This window comes from Virgibacillus sp. FSP13, from assembly GCF_054048505.1.
On the sequence record NZ_JBSVKG010000007.1, the window covers coordinates 22152 to 42136 of the forward strand.

22 protein-coding genes, 1 pseudogene and 2 riboswitches are annotated in these 19985 nt (G+C 38.9%); of the genes and pseudogenes, 3 read left to right on the plus strand and 20 right to left on the minus strand.

Annotated features, from left to right (window positions below):
* Nucleotides 1–23 precede the first annotated feature (23 nt).
* The 5 genes from pstB (ACW2QC_RS07950) to ACW2QC_RS07970 form a co-directional block, all read right to left on the minus strand.
* Nucleotides 24–800, minus strand: coding sequence for a phosphate ABC transporter ATP-binding protein PstB (gene pstB, locus ACW2QC_RS07950; protein ID WP_457543452.1), 777 nt, complete (start codon nt 798–800; stop codon nt 24–26).
* Between the two features lie 11 nt (nt 801–811).
* Entirely contained in the window at nt 812–1588 is a 777-nt protein-coding gene (gene pstB, locus ACW2QC_RS07955; RefSeq protein ID WP_457543453.1) for a phosphate ABC transporter ATP-binding protein PstB, read from the minus strand.
* Nucleotides 1589–1608: 20 nt separating this feature from the next.
* Nucleotides 1609–2496, minus strand: a complete 888-nt coding sequence (pstA, locus tag ACW2QC_RS07960) for a phosphate ABC transporter permease PstA (RefSeq protein WP_457543454.1) — start codon at nt 2494–2496, stop codon at nt 1609–1611.
* Nucleotides 2496–3428 carry a phosphate ABC transporter permease subunit PstC gene (pstC, locus tag ACW2QC_RS07965; protein WP_457543455.1) on the minus strand — a complete coding sequence of 311 codons (933 nt, stop codon included), beginning with the start codon at nt 3426–3428 and terminating at the stop codon, nt 2496–2498. Before pstC ends, pstA begins: the two co-directional genes overlap by 1 nt.
* 86 nt (nt 3429–3514) lie before the next feature.
* Nucleotides 3515–4414 (minus strand): phosphate ABC transporter substrate-binding protein, encoded by a 900-nt coding sequence (locus tag ACW2QC_RS07970; RefSeq protein WP_457543583.1) that lies wholly within the window; start codon nt 4412–4414, stop codon nt 3515–3517.
* 568 nt (nt 4415–4982) lie between these two features.
* Here ACW2QC_RS07970 and ACW2QC_RS07975 point away from each other — a divergent pair.
* Nucleotides 4983–5873, plus strand: a complete 891-nt coding sequence (locus ACW2QC_RS07975) for a DMT family transporter (RefSeq protein ID WP_457543456.1) — start codon at nt 4983–4985, stop codon at nt 5871–5873.
* 130 nt (nt 5874–6003) lie between these two features.
* Here ACW2QC_RS07975 and ACW2QC_RS07980 read toward each other — a convergent pair whose 3' ends face one another.
* Nucleotides 6004–6921, minus strand: a complete 918-nt coding sequence (locus ACW2QC_RS07980) for a LysR family transcriptional regulator (RefSeq protein WP_457543457.1) — start codon at nt 6919–6921, stop codon at nt 6004–6006.
* 146 nt (nt 6922–7067) lie between these two features.
* Here ACW2QC_RS07980 and ACW2QC_RS07985 point away from each other — a divergent pair, with 146 nt between their 5' ends.
* Nucleotides 7068–8195, plus strand: coding sequence for a hypothetical protein (locus ACW2QC_RS07985; protein ID WP_457543458.1), 1128 nt, complete (start codon nt 7068–7070; stop codon nt 8193–8195).
* Nucleotides 8192–9418 (plus strand): zinc-dependent alcohol dehydrogenase, encoded by a 1227-nt coding sequence (locus ACW2QC_RS07990; RefSeq protein WP_457543459.1) that lies wholly within the window; start codon nt 8192–8194, stop codon nt 9416–9418. The genes ACW2QC_RS07985 and ACW2QC_RS07990 overlap by 4 nt, the downstream gene beginning before the upstream one ends.
* A gap of 278 nt (nt 9419–9696) precedes the next feature.
* On the opposite strand, the pseudogene ACW2QC_RS07995 reads toward ACW2QC_RS07990, so the two are convergent.
* The 14 genes and pseudogenes from ACW2QC_RS07995 to ACW2QC_RS08060 all read right to left on the minus strand — a co-directional run.
* A pseudogene (locus tag ACW2QC_RS07995) lies at nt 9697–9963 on the minus strand (IS1096 element passenger TnpR family protein); the annotation flags it as partial.
* A 65-nt stretch (nt 9964–10028) separates the two neighbouring features.
* On the minus strand, nt 10029–10727 hold the full coding sequence (gene tenA, locus ACW2QC_RS08000) for a thiaminase II (RefSeq protein ID WP_457543460.1): 699 nt from the start codon (nt 10725–10727) through the stop codon (nt 10029–10031).
* A 72-nt stretch (nt 10728–10799) separates the two neighbouring features.
* Nucleotides 10800–10898: riboswitch (TPP riboswitch) on the minus strand.
* A gap of 34 nt (nt 10899–10932) precedes the next feature.
* Nucleotides 10933–11211 (minus strand): PTS sugar transporter subunit IIB, encoded by a 279-nt coding sequence (locus tag ACW2QC_RS08005; protein ID WP_457543461.1) that lies wholly within the window; start codon nt 11209–11211, stop codon nt 10933–10935.
* Nucleotides 11212–11213: 2 nt separating this feature from the next.
* Complete coding sequence (locus ACW2QC_RS08010; protein WP_457543462.1) at nt 11214–12539, minus strand: PTS galactitol transporter subunit IIC; 1326 nt, start codon at nt 12537–12539, stop codon at nt 11214–11216.
* 31 nt (nt 12540–12570) lie between these two features.
* Nucleotides 12571–13020 (minus strand): PTS sugar transporter subunit IIA, encoded by a 450-nt coding sequence (locus ACW2QC_RS08015; protein WP_457543463.1) that lies wholly within the window; start codon nt 13018–13020, stop codon nt 12571–12573.
* A 19-nt stretch (nt 13021–13039) separates the two neighbouring features.
* On the minus strand, nt 13040–14056 hold the full coding sequence (locus ACW2QC_RS08020; RefSeq protein WP_457543464.1) for a MoeB/ThiF family adenylyltransferase: 1017 nt from the start codon (nt 14054–14056) through the stop codon (nt 13040–13042).
* Nucleotides 14056–14820, minus strand: coding sequence for a thiazole synthase (locus ACW2QC_RS08025; protein WP_457543465.1), 765 nt, complete (start codon nt 14818–14820; stop codon nt 14056–14058). The genes ACW2QC_RS08020 and ACW2QC_RS08025 overlap by 1 nt, the downstream gene beginning before the upstream one ends.
* A gap of 1 nt (nt 14821) precedes the next feature.
* Nucleotides 14822–15025, minus strand: coding sequence for a sulfur carrier protein ThiS (gene thiS / locus ACW2QC_RS08030; protein WP_457543466.1), 204 nt, complete (start codon nt 15023–15025; stop codon nt 14822–14824).
* Nucleotides 15022–16143 carry a glycine oxidase ThiO gene (gene thiO, locus ACW2QC_RS08035; protein ID WP_457543467.1) on the minus strand — a complete coding sequence of 374 codons (1122 nt, stop codon included), beginning with the start codon at nt 16141–16143 and terminating at the stop codon, nt 15022–15024. Before thiO ends, thiS begins: the two co-directional genes overlap by 4 nt.
* Nucleotides 16127–16753, minus strand: coding sequence for a thiamine phosphate synthase (locus tag ACW2QC_RS08040; RefSeq protein WP_457543468.1), 627 nt, complete (start codon nt 16751–16753; stop codon nt 16127–16129). Before ACW2QC_RS08040 ends, thiO begins: the two co-directional genes overlap by 17 nt.
* A gap of 124 nt (nt 16754–16877) precedes the next feature.
* A riboswitch (TPP riboswitch) is annotated at nt 16878–16988 on the minus strand.
* Nucleotides 16989–17218: 230 nt separating this feature from the next.
* Nucleotides 17219–17539: a CHY zinc finger protein gene (locus ACW2QC_RS08045; RefSeq protein ID WP_457543469.1), complete on the minus strand. Its 321-nt coding sequence runs from the start codon at nt 17537–17539 to the stop codon at nt 17219–17221.
* A 2-nt stretch (nt 17540–17541) separates the two neighbouring features.
* Nucleotides 17542–18351, minus strand: coding sequence for an energy-coupling factor transporter transmembrane component T family protein (locus ACW2QC_RS08050; protein ID WP_457543470.1), 810 nt, complete (start codon nt 18349–18351; stop codon nt 17542–17544).
* A 6-nt stretch (nt 18352–18357) separates the two neighbouring features.
* Nucleotides 18358–19200, minus strand: a complete 843-nt coding sequence (locus ACW2QC_RS08055) for an energy-coupling factor ABC transporter ATP-binding protein (protein WP_457543584.1) — start codon at nt 19198–19200, stop codon at nt 18358–18360.
* Nucleotides 19190–19984: an ATP-binding cassette domain-containing protein gene (locus ACW2QC_RS08060; RefSeq protein WP_457543471.1), complete on the minus strand. Its 795-nt coding sequence runs from the start codon at nt 19982–19984 to the stop codon at nt 19190–19192. The genes ACW2QC_RS08055 and ACW2QC_RS08060 overlap by 11 nt, the downstream gene beginning before the upstream one ends.
* Nucleotide 19985: the final 1 nt, after the last annotated feature.

Sequence of the window (19985 nt, forward strand, 5' to 3'; positions counted from 1 at the left end):
AGTTTATCCCTCTTTTCTTTTATTTAACCAAACCGACCAGTGATATAATCTTCTGTTCTTCTATCATTTGGTTTGGAGAATAATGTGTTTGTATCCGAAACTTCTACAATCTCACCGTGCAAAAAGAATGCAGTTTTGTCCGATATTCGTGCTGCTTGCTGCATGTTATGCGTTACGATTACAATAGTATATTTATCCTTCAATCCCATGATTAATTCCTCTATTTTCAAAGTGGAGATAGGATCTAATGCCGACGTTGGTTCATCCATTAAAATCACTTCTGGTTTGGTAGCCAATGCTCGAGCTATACATACTCTCTGCTGCTGGCCTCCTGATAATTTCCTTGCATTACTGCTAAGGCGATCCTTCACTTCATCCCACAAGGTTACGTCCTTTAAGGATGTCTCAACAATTTGATTAAGTTTTTTCTTATTTTTAACTCCATGAATTCGCGGTCCGTAAGCAACATTGTCATAAATTGACTGTGGAAATGGATTACCTTTTTGAAAAATCATTCCGACTTGTTTTCTTAAATCGACTAAATCAGTTTTGCCATTTAAAATATTCGAATCGTGATAGTTTATTTCGCCAGACACTTTTACAGTTGGAATCATGTTGACCATTAAATTAAGCGTCTTTAAAAACGTAGATTTACCACATCCGGAAGGTCCAATAATTGCTGTTACTTCTTCCTTTGACATGGAAAGGTCTAAGCTTTTAAGAGCATGAAAACTTCCATACCATAGATTCATATCCTTCACTTCAAAAATTGTATTAGTTTTTGTTAATGTAGTACCCATTTTCATCCTCCTTAGCCGAATCTTCCTGAAATATAGTCCTCGGTTTTTTGTTGTGCAGGGGTGGTGAAAATCGTTTCTGTATCATCATATTCGATGACTTGCCCATTTAAGAAAAAGGCAGTTTTATTCGATATCCTTGATGCTTGCTGCATATTATGTGTCACGATTACGATAGAATAATCGTTTTTAAGCTCTACGATTAATTCTTCAACTTTTGCATTTGAAATTGGATCAAGTGCTGAAGCGGGTTCATCTAATAATAATACATTTGGTTCCATCGCAAGTGTTCTAGCAATACAAAGTCTTTGCTGCTGACCACCAGAAAGCGATAAGGCACTTTCGTGAAGCCTGTCTTTCACTTCATCCCAAAGAGCTGCTTTTCTTAAACTTTCTTCCACGATTTTGTCTAATTTCTTTTTTCCTCTAATCCCATAAAATCGTAATGCGTGCGTAATATTGTTATAAATAGACTTAGGAAATGGATTCGGTTTTTGAAAGACCATTCCGATCTCTTTTCTTAGTGCGATAACATTAATATTTTCATCAAGAATATTAATGTCTTCATAAATTATTTCTCCTTGGTTGTGCGCAATTGGTATCAAATCATTCATTCTATTAATACTTCTAAGAAATGTTGACTTTCCACAACCTGAGGGACCAATAAGTGCTGTCACCGAATTTTTTTCTATATCAAATGTTGCTTTTTTTACCGCCTCATTTTCTCCATAAAATATGCTTAAATCGTTAAAGCTCAAAATAATTTCTCTGTTTGAATGACTTTTTTTCATCCTATTTACACCCACCCTTTTTACTTGCTAGCCGTAACTTTCCTGTGAACGAGTTTTCCTATCAAGCGAGCCAATAAATTAAAAACTAAAACGGAAATAACCAAAACAGCCGATGAACCGTCAGCAATTCTTTCGACATCTGGCATAATTCCATTTGTGTTTACCGCCCATATATGGACCGACAATGTCTCTGCTGGCCGAAAAAAATTTAAAGGTGAAGTTTCTGAAAAAGGATTCCAATTACCGTAATCTAAATTAGGGGTCGACAAACCTGCAGTAAAAAGCAATGCGGCAGCTTCCCCAAAAACACGACCAGATGCAAGTATTGCTCCCGTTAAGATACCTGGAAAAGCACTAGGAATTAGCAATGTTTTGATCGTATGCCAATGGGTAATCCCTAGTGCTAAACTTGCTTCCTTTTGCTCAGACGGAACTGACCTAATAGCATCTTCACTGACACGGACCATAACAGGAATATTAAAAATGGTTAAAGCCAAGGCTCCCCCAACAATCGAATACCCCCACCCCATCGTGTTTACGAATATAAGTAAACCAAACATGCCAACCACGATGGAAGGAAGAGATGCGAGCATTTCAATGCACGAACGAATAAAGTTTGTTACCTTACCTTGTTTCGCATATTCAGCCATATAAATTCCGCCAAATACACCTAATGGGACAGTTATCAGCATGGTGACAAATAAAACATAAAAGGAATTAAATAGTTGATCACGTATTCCCCCTCCAGCACTTACGGTACTAGATGCAGAAGTTAAAAAGTCCCATGAAATTATCGGTACCCCTCTAAATAAAATAAAGGAAAATAATCCAGCTAGTATGATTACAATAATGGATGCTAATAAAATAAAAACTCCTGTAGCTATACGGTCTGTTACCTTGCTATTCATTAAATTTTCCTCCTAGATGACAAATAACGGATGATTAAAATAAATAGGAATGAAATAATTAATAAAATTAATCCCATCGACCACAACGTATTATTTTCTACACTGTCGTATGTGGTATGACCCATATTTAACGTAATAATGGTTGTTAATGTTGCAGATGGGTCCAGTAATGAAGATGGAATGTCACGAACATTTCCGATAACCATTTGAACTGCAAGTGCTTCCCCAAATGCTCTAGCCATTCCTAAAACAACTGCAGTTAATAAAGAAGGCAAAGCCGCTGGAATCAAAACTTTTCGTATAGTTTGCCACCGTGTAGCCCCCAATGCATAGGACCCTTCACGCAAGTTGCTTGGTAATGAACTCATTGCATCTGTAGCAATAGTTGTGATTGTCGGCAATATCATAACCGACAATACAATTGTTCCGGCTAACAAGCTAAAACCAGCCTGCGAGCCTTCAAACATATTCCGAACAAACGGCACTAACACGGTAAGGCCGATAAATCCATAGACAACAGATGGAATCCCTACTAGTAATTCAATAACAGGTTGTAATACTCTTTTCCCCCAAGACGGTGCGATTTCCGTCATAAAAATGGCTCCACCAATACCCAAAGGCGCCGCAACTAACGCTGATAGAAATGTTACAGCGAGAGAACCAAAAATAAATGGCAGAGCACCATATTGAGGATTTTCATTACTGGTGGGATTCCAATCCATACTGGTTAAAAATTCAATTGGATTTACACCATTTATGATAAAAGATTGAAGTCCTTTTATTGTAAGGAAAGCAGTAATAGCAATCGTTGCAATAATCATAATAACCGCACACAACGTAACTAGCATTCTCCCTCTGATCTCACCTTGTGATCCTTTTTTATTGGATTTTAACAACCTTTCTTTTGCTGAAGTTGTAGTAGTGATTTTCATGAAATTCACCCCTAAAAAACGTAGTAGGGTAAATTCGTTATTTTACCCTACGTAATTTGCGTTTAAGTTATTTTTTACCTAGCGTATTATTTATCTGTTTGGTTCCCTTCCGCATCACGCTTCACTTGCATTTTTGTAGCAGCAATATAACCTTGTTCAGGAAGTAAGCCATCTTGTATGTCATCACTCATTAGATACTCTAAAAATGTTTTTGTTAAGCCAGTCGGCTCGCCTTTCGTATATGAATGTTCGTAAGCCCAAATAGGGAATTCACCTGATTGAACATTTTCATCCGTTGCTTCTACGCCATCCACAGATAGAGGAACGACTGAGTCATCCGTAAAATATGAAAATGCCAAATACCCAATTGCACCAGGGGTCTCATTAATAATTTTCTTAACTGTATTGGAAGAATCTTCGGTTATACCTTCTGCAGGTGTTGCACCATCTAAAGCATAGTTAACAAAGGTTGCACGAGTACCTGATGAATCAGGGCGGTTCACTAATGTAATAGCTTGATCTTCTCCACCCACTTCAGACCAGTTGGTAACTTTGCCAGTGAATACCTTAATCAAGTTTTCCTTAGAAAGATTAGTAATTCCTACTTCAGGATTTACTGCAGCAGTCATGCCTACCACAGCAACTTTATGATCTACTAACTCATCAGCAGGGATCCCATCTTTTTCTTCAGCGAAAACATCGGAGTTACCAATATCTACCGTCCCCTCAGAAACTTCACTCAATCCAGTACCAGACCCGCCAGCATTCACGGTTATATCCGCATCGGGATTTTGTGCCATAAATTCTTCCGCAGCCGCTGCAACTAATGGCTGCATTGCACTAGAACCGGAAACTACGATAGAACCACTATTTCGGTCTGAGCTTGAGCTATTTCCTTGCTCTTCTTCTCCAGCACCACATGCTGCAAGTAATCCTACAGTTAAAATAAGAAGTACGGACAATCCTGCTAATTTTTTCAATTCTATTTCCCCCTTGTAAATTTATCGTGTCAAGATCGGCTTAACCAACCTCAAGTACATCATAACTGATTAACATTAACTCACTGTAAACTAATCGTTAAAATATTGTAAATTTAACTTGAGACCATCAGTTTTCAGTTAAAATACTATCGATATCTTGCTTTTTAATTTGGAATATGCCTACATCCTACGATGGATTTCGTCAGCAGATTGTGAAAGATTTTCCGGAGACTTGCAATTATAATGAATTTCATGCACTTTTAGTGAAGCATGCGAAGCAATTTTGCAGGGTGAAACCGATATGTGAAACTTGTCCATTGGTAAATAGTTGTGATCAAAGATTGGATTGAGTACTTTTAAGGTGATGGGTACAAGCCACAAACTCATTGACAGTTCAAAAGAATGAAATATATAATATAAAAACTTATACTATTAGCAATGATAATTTAAATAAAAGATAATTTTGAGCACATTATTATAGAAGTTACGTTAAGAAGCGGATGAGGAGTAACCGCTTCTTTTATATTTGGATTACCATTAATCATTTTGTATGTAGGAGTAGGAGCGTAAAAATATGTTAAAAGCTTATTTGTGGCTGATTTTTTGTGTAGTAGTTTGGGGAAGTAATTTTGTATTTGGAAAGATATTAGTTCAAGATTTCTCCCCTACTCTCTTAACATCATTAAGACTTTTCTTTATTGTATTAGTTTTAAATGGATTAGCGTTTTCTAAAAAGCATATAAAACGACTAAACAAGAACGATTTACTTGCAATTTTGTTTCTAGGAATTATTGGTGTATTCATCAATCAATGGTCTTTTTTTGTTGGATTACAAACAGCTGACCCAACAACATCTGCATTAATTCTAGCAACAACTCCCATTTTAACTGGATTTTTAGCTGCAATTTTTTTGAAGGAAAAAATAACGATTCGTACGTTAACGGGTTCTATTGTTGCGATAATAGGAATTTATTTTGTTGTTACAAAAGGGGACTTAACCTCTTTAGACATTGATAAAGGACTTATATGGATTGTTGTAACGATGATAACTTTTGCCATTATGATCATTATGACAAGGGTGCTTTCGCAACGATTAGATCCCCTTACCATTACGTTATATTCGAATATGGTAGGCTTTATTATATCAGTCCCATTTATTTTTTTAATTGACCATCCTATACGAATAAGTGTCGCTATTCCTGATTGGGCTCTTCTAATTGGAACAGCCGTTGTTGTACATGGCATAGCCACCCTTATTTGGAATAAAAACATTCGACATGTTGACGCTTCAAAAGCATCAATTTTATCCAATTTAGAGCCTTTTGTCGCCATGATTGTGGGATTGCTTTTACTTTCCAAGCCGGTTACAGGAATAGAGTTGATAGGCTCCGTCTTTATCGTGGGGGGAGTCATCCTTTCCAGCTATCAACGGAAAAATAGACAATTGGCAAAGAACAGCAAGTAATTGATAAACCCTACATCTACTTGAGCACTTCAAGTGGCTGCATATGATGTTGCCGAAAATCATCCGGCACACGTTTTCATTTTAGCTTGCAAATCCTAGGAATCTCTCTTAAGCCTCAAGATAAACTTACTTATGTACGATTCCTAAGCTCCATCATATCTGATGTCAGCCTTGATACAAAGTTTTTAATTATGGCAGTGCCACTTTTTGTTTTTGACCAAACCAAAGCCATTCCTGGATAATCTTGTTCAAGGTTGGCAATCTCAACCGGTACAATTTCTCCTGTTCGAGCATAGGGATCGTTTTTTACCGTATAATCGGGAGCTATTGTTATTGCCAAATTTTCCAAGACTGCATTACGAATAGCATCCAAATTGTTTGTTGAAAACAAAATATCTATAGGATCATATTGGATTGTTAGGTCATCAATAAACTCCCACATTCGATCATCATTGTAGATAACAAGCAAGTGGTTTCGGATTTCTTGTGGTGTTACTGATTTTGTAAAGGCTAACGGAGATTGTTTGCTTGCAGCTACTATCATTTTTCCACGTAAGACAATGTCAAATGCAATGTCTTCGTCCCTCATTTCTTTTCCTTCTCTACTCAAACCAATTAGTCCAATATCGAGCTTTTCTTGTTTTATATCCTCTATAATAGCTTGTGATGGCTTTTCTGAAATCTCAATTTGTATATTTGGATAGTCATTTTTAAACGATGATAGGGTCTTGGATAAGTACATCAAAGGACTCGGGATTGTCCCTAATTTTAATTTCCCACCTACCAAATTAAGATTCATTTCGGCTTCTAGTTTTATCTCTTCCAGTTTGTCTAATGTTTCTAGGGATTTCTTAATGATTTCATTCCCTATATTTGTAGGTGTAGCCCCAAGTCGCGAGCGATTAAAAATTTTCACACCTAATTCAGCTTCTAGATTTGTGATCGACTGACTTATAGCTGACTGTGTAATATGGAGTTGCTGGGAGGCAACTGAAAGCGACCCCAATTTTGCGACTTCCGCGATGTATTTTAGTTGTTCGATATTCATATAGACACCCTTTACTATTAATAAAACTTAATAAATTATCACTATAATTAAATATACATTATATGAAAGCGTTTGTATAATGTAATTAGAAATTTCTGAATGAATCATCACCTACAAACTGTGCAATAAAATTAGGAGGGGTATTAATGAAGGCTATAGAGGATCTAGAAGTGCCGGACATTTTTCAACGGATACCGCATTTTGAGGAAGCTTATAATGATCCTAATCCGGGTAGACAGTTACAAAAAATCAAGGAGGCAGTTCCAAGTTTTAAGAAATGGTTTAAAGAGACTGGTAAAGCAACGGCGTTTTATTCTTTCGACTTAGTTACAGTTCCATGGAAAGTTGAATATGGTTTGTGGAGAGCGAAACGGAGTCTATCACCGTACCTATGGTTTAGAAATCGTATGTTTATTATTCAATGGCAAGCAGAGGGGCGTACTTGGACACTGTTAAATGAGCCAACCGAGGCCGAACTGAGTATTGGAACACCGTATTTTAAATCAACCGTGGAAAAATTTGGCGAGTTTCTAAGTACAAAAATAGTTTCCAAGTTTCATGGAACGGTAGAAGGTTATTTGAAACAGATAGGACTAAAACCTGAGGATATTGATTTTATCACCTATGATCATCTTCACACCCAGGATATACGTCGTTGGGTAGGTACAACAAAGCCACAATCAGATCTCAGTCCCAATGAACCAATCAAACCCTTTTTTCCTAATGCAAAACTAATCGTGCAAAAAAAGGAATGGGATATATTACCATGCCTTCACCCGTTGCAAAAGATTTGGTATCAACCCGAGCAATTCGAGGATATACCCGAAGATCGAATCATATTTACAGAAGGTGATGTGCTTTTAGGACCGGGTGTCATGCTGATGTTCACTCCGGGCCACACACATGGCAATCATTCTTTGGTAGTCAATACGGATACAGGAATCTGGGTCTCAAGTGAAAACGGGATCGCGGCGGAATGTTATGCACCAGAAGAAAGCGGCGTCCGTGCTCTAAGATCATATGCGAAAAAAACAGGATTTGATGTTGTCATCAATGGGAACACCCTTGAAGAAACGGCTAGGCAATACAATTCCATGGTCCAGGAAAAATTAGTGGCTGATCCAAGTATGGAAAATCCAAAATTCCCACAGGTCTTCCCAAGTTCTGAATGGTCACCGAAATTTCCTTTGATAGGTCCAAAGCCTTCATTTAGGCATAAAAAAGTAGCATTCGGTACCATAAAAAGGCCGAAAAAAGATGGCGGTCAGACATGAAAGGAGTAGTTTACGACTTTACGATACCAAAATATATCGCAGCAAAAGCGTTTGGCAAACATTTTCCCTCGCTGTATTATGGGAAACCTTCTGCACTATCACTAAATCATGTGGAAGAGCCTACACTTCCAAACGAACGCTGGCTGAAAGTAAAACCGATTTATGCAGGGGTTTGCGGGTCAGATATGGGAGCAATTTTTTACAAAACATCACCATCGCTTACCCCCTTCAATTCATTCCCATCTATTTTGGGACATGAAGTTGTTGGCATTGTGACCGACATTGGGAACGATGTCAAAGAGGTAGAGGTGGGTCAACGTATCACAGTAGATCCCTACATCACCTGTGAAGTTCGTGGATTGAAAAACCTTTGTCCAGCATGCAAAAAAGGACTGCATAGTTTATGCCGATATAAAAGTGGATCAGATACATTTGGTCCAGGAATGATTCTTGGATTCTGTAAAGATTTGCCCGGTGGATGGAGTGAATCACTAGTTGTTCATGAATCTATGGCCATCCCAGTTCCCGATACAGTATCCAATAAAGTTGCAGCAATGTCCGAACCGTTAAGCGTTGGATTGCATGCAGTACTTCGTCAACCACCCAAAAATGGTGAGCACGTTCTTGTCATCGGTGGTGGTATGATTGCTTACGCAGTAATTGCAGCAATCCGCCTGCTTGAAATTGACTGTCACATTACACAACTAAGTCTGCTTTCGTATCAGAATGAGATGGGATTAAAACTGGGTGTAAATGATGGATTAACTAGTCGGAAGGAACTAGAGGATACTATGTTAAAAATGCCCGAAACGTCAAGACATAAGCCCGCCATTGGGAGAGATATTTTTGTTGGGGGCTATGACGCCATCTATGATTGTATTGGCAGTAAAGAGAGCCTAGATGATGCGCTAAGAATGGCTCGTGAACGCGGAAAAGTGACACTAGTAGGTTGTGCAGGTGAAATTAAAAATTTGGATTGGACATTTGTTTGGGCAAATGAGCTATCGGTGTTGGGAACACATGCGTATTCAAAAAAAGAAACCTGGAAAGGGAAAGAAGCATCCACGCAGGAGCTGCTCTTTGAATTAATTGAACAGCATAGGAGTTATCCACTTGATCAATTAGTAACGCATGAGTATTCCCTTGAACAATATCAGGAGGCAATTGTAGCAAATTTAGATCGTGGGGAGTATAAGTCGGTCAAAACTCTATTTCGTATATAGACAGATGGTCACCAGTAAAGTTTGATAGTTTAGTTACCCTTTTGCTGCAAAAATATGTATTATCAAAATTACTTGCATAGAAAGGCTCGGCATACGCCTCATCCCAGTACAGCGTGTGCCGAAGCTTAAGTATAGCGGGTAAAAGTTCCCGCTTTTTTGATTGGTCTTTTATATCTTGGAGTCAGGAAGACAGATTTACTAACTCATCCCATACATTGTTGGGACAAGATTCATGTGAACCGTACCCAAGTGCTAAAGGATGGGAATGTCACCTCCTTTTACCAATAGTATTGTTCTGGCCCGTCCCCTTTTGATGCAACAATATAGGGTGTTATTGGCTCAGGTTCTTCCTCTGAAATATCCTCAACAGTAATGGTGAATTTCCATTCATCACCATAATCATATAAGTACAGAAACCGTTGACCTAACTGCAATCCAACTGTTCCAATGTTGACTTCATCTGCAGTGGGATGGCCGTCAAAATCTCCTGGTGCGACAATGCTTTCATCGGACCACTTTTTTCCATCCATAAAGAAACTGTATAGATGGTCATCATCAAATCACTCCTAAGCTACCAATAATTTGGCTCCATACTTCCTGCTAGTTTTGACTATACAGTTGAGGAATTTAAAAACTTAACTGGCCATTTTTCCTTCCTCTCAGCCATATCCCAGAACATGTATTCAAAGTAGCTTGTTTTGACAACAATATCCTCTAGTGCAGCTAGTTCATGTTCAGGTTTACCGTTTGCTATTTCATTCATTAAACCTTTACATGTATTAGCTAACTCCGTAAATTCATTAGAGGCGTACATCTCCACCCAATGACCATAAAATGGATGTTCTAATGCCCCTTCCCATTCTGCTAGGTTTTTCCCAATAAAGTTATAGCTCCAGGCACATGCAAGGACGGAAGCAACAACATTTTCAACGCCCCCTTGTTGCGATACATTTAGCATGTAACTCGTGTACGCTGTCGTAGTTGCTCCCGCTTCTGTTGCTTCTAGTTCCTCGTTTGATATGTTAAATTTCTTAGCATATTCTCGATGAAGGTCCATTTCCATGTCCAATGTACCATGCAATAGTTCCGCAAACAATGTCATCGTCTTTAAGTTCTGTGATTTTGCACTTCCTAAAGCAAAGAGACGTGAATACTCGATTAAATATACATAATCTTGTTTCATCCAATGTTTAAATTTCTCTTGATCTAGCCACCCTTCCCCAAGTCCTTTGACAAAAGGATGTTCTAGATAAGCGTTCCAGATTGGCCCGACTTTTTTCCATAAGCGATCTGTAAATAAATTGCTCATAATAAAATCCCCTTCCTTCTTATTAAAAAAATCATTCACTACTACATAGGAATGGTTTTACAGAATTCAATAGATTGAATTACTGCACTTCCCTACGCTAGTTTTAACCAGATCAGGTTCAAAGGGTCGAATTTTTTCTCTCAGCACAAATGTGCTCCCCCAGTGATTGACTATATTTAAATGACTTATTACTAATTTATAGATGTTAAATCCTGTTCTTTATCATCCTATAAACTTCTTCAACCCCTATCCCCGTTAACAACGGTACACCATTAATTACCTTATCTTCCATCTTTTCAGGAACAATGGTTGTCGATATAACGAAATCATAATCATCCCACTTGCTAATCGCATCATTGATGTTACCTTGATGAAGCATCACTTGTTCATGTAGATTTTCTTTCATCAACCACTCGTTTACTTTTCCCATGACAACTGTTGATGTTGCGACACCTGTACCACAAACAACTAAAGCTATTTTCATATCTATCCACCTCTATTTCCCCATTTATTGACATATAGTAATCCGCCAACTGCTATCATGCCAATTAATCCAATCCCATACCAACTCAACATTTTCCCCAATCCTACAAATAAACCTGTCGTCCATACAGCACCATCAACAAGTGCGGATATACTTGTATTACTCCCCATATCAAAATTAGCTGCATTTGCTACATCGGTAAATAATGGTGAGACCCATGTTGCTATATGCAATCCAACCCCAATATAAATCGTTCCCGCTATAATAATTCGAAATATATTTCCACGAAACACGGGGATCATTAAACAGACAAGAAATGGGATCGTTGCCAAATCACCAAATGGTAAAACATGATTTCCAGGCAACATAACAGCCAGAAATAATGTAATAGGAATCAACAGCAATGAAGCAGATAAAGTAGCAGGATGACCAACTGATAGCGCACTATCCATCCCTATATATAAATCCCTCTTTGGAAACCTTTTTTTGATCATCGCACTTGCTGATTCTGCAATCGGGGTTAAACCTTCCATTAACAGAGCAACCATTTTCGGTAGTAAAAGCAGCACCGCACCTGTCCGAATTGCCAGTTGCATCGTTTCTTTGATGTCATACCCAGCTAAAAGGCCGATAATGAAGCCAAGTAGTACACCGATAACCGTTGAATCACCCAATAAACCAAAACGTTTTTGAATTGCTTCGGGGTTTGCTTCAATTTTATTAAATCCTGGTATTCTATCAAACACAGCATTTAATGGTTTAGCCAAGAAATATGATGGTACCGATGCCGCATGTGGAAACGTTGTTTTTTTAAAACCAAAGTAGGATTCAACGTCTGATGCCAAAAGATCCCCTAATAAGAAGATAACTAAAACATGGACAAGAATTGTAAATAACCCTAAAGCAAAATCATCTGTTAGTGCATATATAAGTGAACCTGTAAAAGCACAATGCCAATAGTTCCAAATATCCACATTTAATGTTTTAGTAAGCCCAAATGATAACAATAGGAGATTCACCCCGATGCCAACTGGAATTGCAAGACTCCCCAACGTGGTACCATATGAGATAGCCGCAGCAGCAGGCCAACCAACATCAATGGTATGTAAATCAAACCCAAAGTGATCAACCATTGATTTAGCTGCTGGTCCTAAGCTTGTTGTCAACAAGTTAAGAACCAAATTAATTCCGACAAAACCAACACCAACAATCAACCCTGCATAGAGTGACTTTTTCACCTCAGTACCCAGAATTAACGCAAAAATAAAAATAATAATTGGGAGTATGACACTGGGTCCCATATCGACAAAACCCTGTAAAATATCCACCGTAATGCTCCCCCCAATAAAAAAAGTATAGTTACCCTTTTTCGTCTATCCATTTGATTAGTTGATTTACGTCTTTCACCTGCCTTAGCGCCTGAACATAGTGATAGTTTTGTAATTTTGTAACCAAATTTCTAAGTAATGTTAAATGGTTATTCGCATCTCGCATTGCTAACATAAAAATAAATAATACGTTAACATGCCCACGACCATCCATTTGTTGAAAAACAACTGGTCTTTTTAACGAAGCAAACATAATCTGACTTTGTAAGACATGCTCAGTTTCTGTATGTGGCATTGCAACACCATATGGCTTTATCGGTAATCCTGTTGGATGATTTCGCTCACGTTCTAGTATTTTTTCGACATAGTGATTGCTTACAAGTTTTTGTTTAACCAGGGATTTTGCCATGGCAATTAATGCTTCTTCTCTTGTACCTACATCAAGGTTCATCACATGGATATCGGATTGGTGTATGATCAATTTCTTCTTCCCCACTGGCTCAACCAAAATACCGGTGATACAGTGATTTAGCATGCATAGCATTATTCGTACCATGAACAAGTACACGACCATCCTGAAACATTACCAATCGGTTCTCATCAACTGTAAATGATAGAAGAAATTGATTTTGTTCCACCTTTCCCATTTTTGATAGATTCATAGCAATTGTTTTTAAATCCCGCCTATTTCCCTTATTTGGGCGAATTTGCACTGTGTCCCGTCCACAGAGTACTGCTGTTCTCATCTGATTTTCATAAGCCAAAAATGGATATGTCGGTGTTTGACCACATGACGAACAATTTTTATTTTTAAGCTTTTCAACATCAATGGAGGTGTGTTGATTAGTCCATAGATCAAATGAAATTAATTTATTCCGTAATGCCGCATGATTTTCTGTTAAGATTTTTAAAGCCTCAACGGTTTGATGGGCAACCACCAATTGAACGACTGGACCAATAATTCCACCTGTATCACACGTTAAACCTCCAATTGGCAGTTGACCCATCAAGCAATGTAAACATGGGGATACTTTGGGGGTGATGGTATAACTAATTCCGTAGCTGCCAACACACGACCCATAAATCCATGGAATATCATGTTTTTGCGAAAAATCATTGATTATCATCCGAATGTCAAAATTATCCGTTGCATCAATAATTAAATCTATACCCTTGTAAAGATGTTCAAGTTCAAGTAGTGTAACATCAACAATCTCTGCATGGATTACCACGTCACTGTTGATTGCCGCTAAGTGCCTTTTAGCGGCGATGACTTTTGGAATTCGGTTTCGTGCATCATCCTCTGTGTATAGCTGTTGACGTTGCAAATTGCTCCATTCGACATAATCCCGATCAACAATTGTTAAATTTCCAACACCAGAACGCGTTAGTATTTCAGCATTGCTTGTACCAAGTGCACCCATGCCAATGATGAGTACATGTTTATTTTTTAATCGTTCCTGTCCTTCTTCACCAATGTAAGGAAATAAAGTTTGTCTAGAATAACGTTCATCCATTAAACACTTATTCCTTCCACCGGGCTACTAGCTGTTGCATACCGCTTTATAGGAATACGTCCCGCTTCATATCCGAGCCGGCCTGCCTCAATAGCAAGCTTCATCGCTTTTGCCATTTTAACTGGATTATTAGAAGCGGAAACAGCTGTATTCAACAATACGCCTTCAGCACCCATTTCCATCGCCATGGCAGCATCTTTTGGAGAACCAATCCCTGCATCAACAATAACGGGTACATTCGATTGTTCAATGATAAAACTTAAATTGGTAGGGTTAATGACCCCTTGACCGGAACCAATTGGTGAAGCACCAGGCATAATAGCATGTGCACCTAGCTCCTCAAGTCTTCGTGCCAAAACTACGTCATCCGATGTATATGGTAATACGATAAACCCTTCTTTTATCAATTCCTCTGTTGCATGTAATGTTTCAACTGGATCAGGCAATAATGTTTTGTCACATCCAATTACTTCAACTTTAATCATGTCACAAAGTCCAGATGCTTTTGCAAGCTTTGCTGTCCGAACCGTTTCCTTTGCCGTTTTTGCGCCTGCCGTATTTGGCAGCAATCGATATTTTTCTAAGTCCAACTTTTCCAAGAAATTCGGCTGTGATGGATCAAAAATATTCATCCGACGTACTGAAAATGTTAAAACTTCTGTCTCTGATACATCAATTGCTTCTTTTTGCACATCAAAATCTGGGTATTTCCCAGTACCTAATAGTAAACGTGAGTTAAATTGTTTTCCTCCAATTGTTAACATGTCAACCGCCTCCTACAAATTGTACTAATTCAATTTTATCGCCATCCGCTACTTCCCTTTTTGGATGGGTATTACTATCTAGAATCTCACCATTGTGTTCGACAATGACGACTGGGTTATTAATGTTAAAATGTGTTTTAACATCTGTAATCGTTCTTACACTTTTAGGGACCTGTATCGTATTGCCATTAACAAACAGTTTCACGTTTTCACCTCCTTAAGAGATATACGGTCAATTCGGAACGTATCATCGACTGGTTTACCTTCAATTAAGTCAGCCATAAAGAGTCCCGTGACTGGTGCCAATAAAATGCCATTTCGAAAATGACCAGTTGCAATAGACAAGCCTTTTATAAACGGATGTTTCCCCATGTATGGTAGTCCAACGCCTGTTTGTGGACGGATACCGGCCCATGCTTTTTCCCATTTGGCATCCTTTAATGCAGGGACGACTTTCATAGCGTTTGTTATTAACTGTGACAGGCCATTCAGACAAACAGATTCATCAAATGAATACGGCTTTTGTGTAGCACCAATAATTAACCTTCCTCCCGATTTCGGGACAATGTAACCATTCTTCAAAAAAATACTCGACGTTACGATACGACCGTAATGTCGTACAGAAAAACATTCCCCTTTAACAGGATAGGTGTCCAATACCAATCCCGCTTTCTCAGTGATTTGTTGGCTCCAAGCACCACCGGCCACAACTATTTCATCCGCAAAAAACGTGTCATTTTCTGTTTTCACCCCAACAAAGCGATTGTTTTCTTTTACAAAATCCTGCACTTCTGTATATTCCAAAAAATCTGCTCCCAAAATAGCCGCAGATTGTGCTAATGCTTTTGAGAAGAGTGGTGGATTAACTTGCCCATCATTTGGTATGAATAACCCGCCTAATGCGAAATCAGAAAGTGCTGGTTCTTGTTCTTTCACCTGTACAGATGTTAACCATTCGGCAACTTCACCCATGGATTGCTGAAATGCAGCAACCGACTTTAAATGTGTAATTTCTTCGTCTGTTTGAGCCACTTTTAAAATGCCACTTTGGATAAGTTCAATATCAATACCGGATAATGATTTAAGTTCATCTGCTAATTCAGGAAACATAGACCTACTTTTTCGCGCAATTGGAAAAATAGGACTATTTTCTTCTAGCTCCGACTGCGCTCCCAACATACCTGCAGCAGCACCGGAAGCCTTTTTAGCCGTCCTATCCTTTTCAATAACCAATACACGGTACCTTCGTTTACTTAATTGAAATGCAATTGAACTGCCAATCACACCCCCACCAACAATAATTACGTCATACGGTTGCTTCATTCTCTTCCCCCGCTTTCCGTAATGCCCTTCTATATTCCTTAACCGCTTTCAATGGATTATCGGATAACATTACACCTGACAACACAGCTATACCTGTAGCTCCACTCTTGATAGTAGCTACTGTATTTTCAGGTGTTATGCCACCAATTGCAATTACAGGAATCGATACACTTTGAGCAACTCGTTCCAAATTTTCAAGCCCTTTAGGTTTCAACCCAAGTTTCGATTTCGATTCAAAAACATGACCATACAACAGATAATCAGCACCATGACGTGTAGCATAAATTGCATCTTCCGTAGAATGGACAGAACACCCAATGCAAAGATGATCATAAACACTTCGTACTCGTGATACATCGACACTATTATGTGTTAACTGAACTCCACGCGTTTCCATGATTTGTGCAACATCAATACGACTGTTGACTACAATTTTTTCACGTGGGATACCCTGTGAAATAAGTAATTTAATTGCTTCAACCATTTCACGATCTGACCACGACTGTTCCCGAAGATGGAAAGCATCAACATATGTATGTATTTTCTCAGCAATTGAGGCCACGGTTCCTGATGTCTGTTGTCCCGTCGAAATCACATGCATTTCTACCATTTCCTACACTCCCCCTCTCCTGAGTGACCCAATGCTTTGTGAACTTGCATAAATATAAAAAACCACTTTCCTTCAAGCATAAGGAAAGTGGTTTGATAATATAGTAATCAATACAAATTAGTGTATATCAACACTGCCACTTCCTTACGCCGGTATTAACCGTCTCAAGTTCATCGAGTTTCAAAATTAGTTATTTTGATCTCAGCCCTTTTAAAAGGCACCCCTAGTGGATTTAATAATTTATTTTATTTTCATTAAAAGCTTATCATGCACAATAGTTAAGGTCAACATAATTTCAGACATTTCATGCGATTTTTCCGAAAATTCGTTTTCCTTTTAAGCAGTGACGTGATTAATGTCTTCACTTTTCCTTTAATATTCCCAACAAAAATCTCTTTTTCTCAAATGAAGAAGTGTCAAAAGATTTATTAAGTGAACAATAATTAGTGTTAGATTCACCTATAATTATCCACCCACCTCAAAATACAAATCATAATGCTTACTACATCTGTCATTAAAATGCGAATGGCAATACGAGCAACAGTTCGTCCGCATGTATTGTCTAATCGTCAGTTCTATATTGCAAACACCGCAAACAATGGCGTATTCGTCAAATTCTTTTTTTTGCCACTGGATAATTGCATGATCCTCAAACTCGTTATGGCATTTGTAGCAAGGATAATATTTTCCACAGCACTTCATTTTAATTGCTACAATATCGACTGGGGTATGATAATGTTTGCACCTTGTTTGGTGATCAACCGTAGAACCATGAATGATTGGCATCGTCATCTACCTCCTTGGATATGAATGAATATCCCATAACACATCAACAACAAAACCGTAGCCAAAATCCCATAATCTGTGCGCGTTAAATGCAATATCCGGTAACGTGTTCGATTTTTCCCTTTTCCATAGGCGCGGGAATCAATTGCATCAGATAACGTTTCCGCACGCTGGATAATAGAAAACAACAGCGGAATCAGCAAGGAAACATACGCATACAACCGCTTGATCCGACTATACTCTGAAAAATCCATGCCTCTTGCTTTTTGAGCAAGTAGAATCCGTTCCAACTCTTCCAGGATGGTCGGGATAAATCGCAAGGTAATGGATATCATCAGTGCAAATTGCTCAATAGGCACGCCGACTCTGGATAGTGGTTTGAGCAGTAATTCCAGTCCAGCTGCAAGTGTGAGTGGCTTGGTGGAAAACGTCAGAGTAGAGGCGAGCAATAGCAAAAGAATAATACGCCATACAAATTGGAAACCCGCAAGCAGTCCCTCAGCCGTTACCTGGAAAATGGACCATTCCCATAACACCCGCTCTCCTGGTGAAAGCAATGCATGATAAATGGCTGTAAAAGCCAGGATAAATATTGCAGGACGCACACTTTTCCAATACAAGACCATTGAAATCCTGGAAACCACCAGTAGGAACAGAACAAGGATTGTCGCAACAGCGTACTCCAAAGCCGATTGAATCATCGCAATCCATAGCATGATACCAACCATGGAAAGAAGTTTGGTTCTTGGATCCAAGCGATGTAAAATGGATTTGTTTTCAATGTATTGACCGATAACAACAGCATTAGACATATTCTTTCACTCCAATCCCGCTGTTTTCCTTATTGCTGTAAAAACAACTTCATCACTGGCTTTTTCAACATGGATATTCATGCCTGTTTTTTGTTCCACATAACGGAGCAATTGTATGGATAGGGGCAACAACAATCCGTTATTTTCCACAATCTCCGCATGATGTAAAAACAGCGCATCCGTGTCCAGTTGCGCCTTTATTTCTCCTTTTCCCATGACGATAACTTCATCAGAATAACGCATCACATCTTCCATCTGATGTGATGTGAAAACCACCGTTCGTTCCCCTTGCGTTTGCCAATGCTTAATATGCCGCAGAATTGATTTCCTTGCACCCGGGTCCAGCCCAGCTGTGGGTTCATCAATCAGCAATATGTCTGGATCGGTAATCAAGACAGAAGCCAGAGCCAATCGCCTGCGCTGTCCACCACTTAATTGAAAGGGGGATTTTTGTAAAACAGGCGGATGCAATCCAAATTGCCGGATACTGGCTTGAATCTGATTATCCATATCCTTTTTAGATAGACCCTTCTGTTTCAAACCAAAGGCTAGTTCCTTGTATGCCGTTGTATGAAACAACTGTTTTTCAGGATATTGAAATACTAGTCCCATTTTCTGCATGCGCTTTGTCATCCCCTTGAAATCCTGTTCAACCAGATTTCCCCTATATGTATACACGCCACTTTGCCATGGGATCAGACCTTTCATAACCCGCAGCAAAGTGGACTTGCCAGCACCTGACTTCCCAATAATTGATACCCACCGTCCAGCATCCATTTGACAGCTTACTTGATCCAAAATTCTTTCCCCTTCGATTTCAACTGTTACATCTTTTAGTTCAAGGCACATGCAAATCAACCAGCTTTCTCCAGTGAGAGTCAGGTATTTCCTTTACTTGTAAAGCTTCAGCAAGCCGAAAAACAAATGGCAGTTCTATTCCGTAGAACTCTACGTCCACTATAGAAAAAAAGTGTTGCGGAGTTCCATCAAACTGCAGCCGTCCGTTGTGCAAGAATAGTACGCGCGGTGCATGAAGCACTTCCTCCATATGGTGGGTAATATGAATAATCGCGATTCCCATTTCATGCATTCTTTCCATTATAAGTACCATATCTTCCCTTCCCTTGGGGTCAAGCATGGATGTCGCCTCATCAAAAATGATAAAATCCGGCTGCATAGCAAGTACGGCCGCAACGGCGATTTTCTGTTTCTGACCACCTGACAGCAGATGCGGTACTACAGATTGAAAAGCGGACATCCCAACAGCCTCAAGCGCCTCATTTACCCGATCTTCCATTACTTCTCTAGGTATGTGAATGTTTTCCAGCCCAAAAATAATCTCATCAAATACGGAGGTAGTAATAAATTGATCCTCCGGGTTTTGGAAGATATACCCAACGTGTTGCCGTATTGTTTGAATATTTGCGATGTCGGATGTTGCTTGGCCGTAGCAGGTTACCTTTCCCTTTTTTGGCAAAAACAGTCCATTCATCAGTTTGGCCATGGTCGATTTCCCGCTTCCATTTAGCCCGACGACAGCAACATATTCCCCTTTACGGATTGTAAATTGCAATTCTTGCAGAATGGGCGCATTTTTTTGATAATAAAAACTAACTTGATCAAATACCAGCATC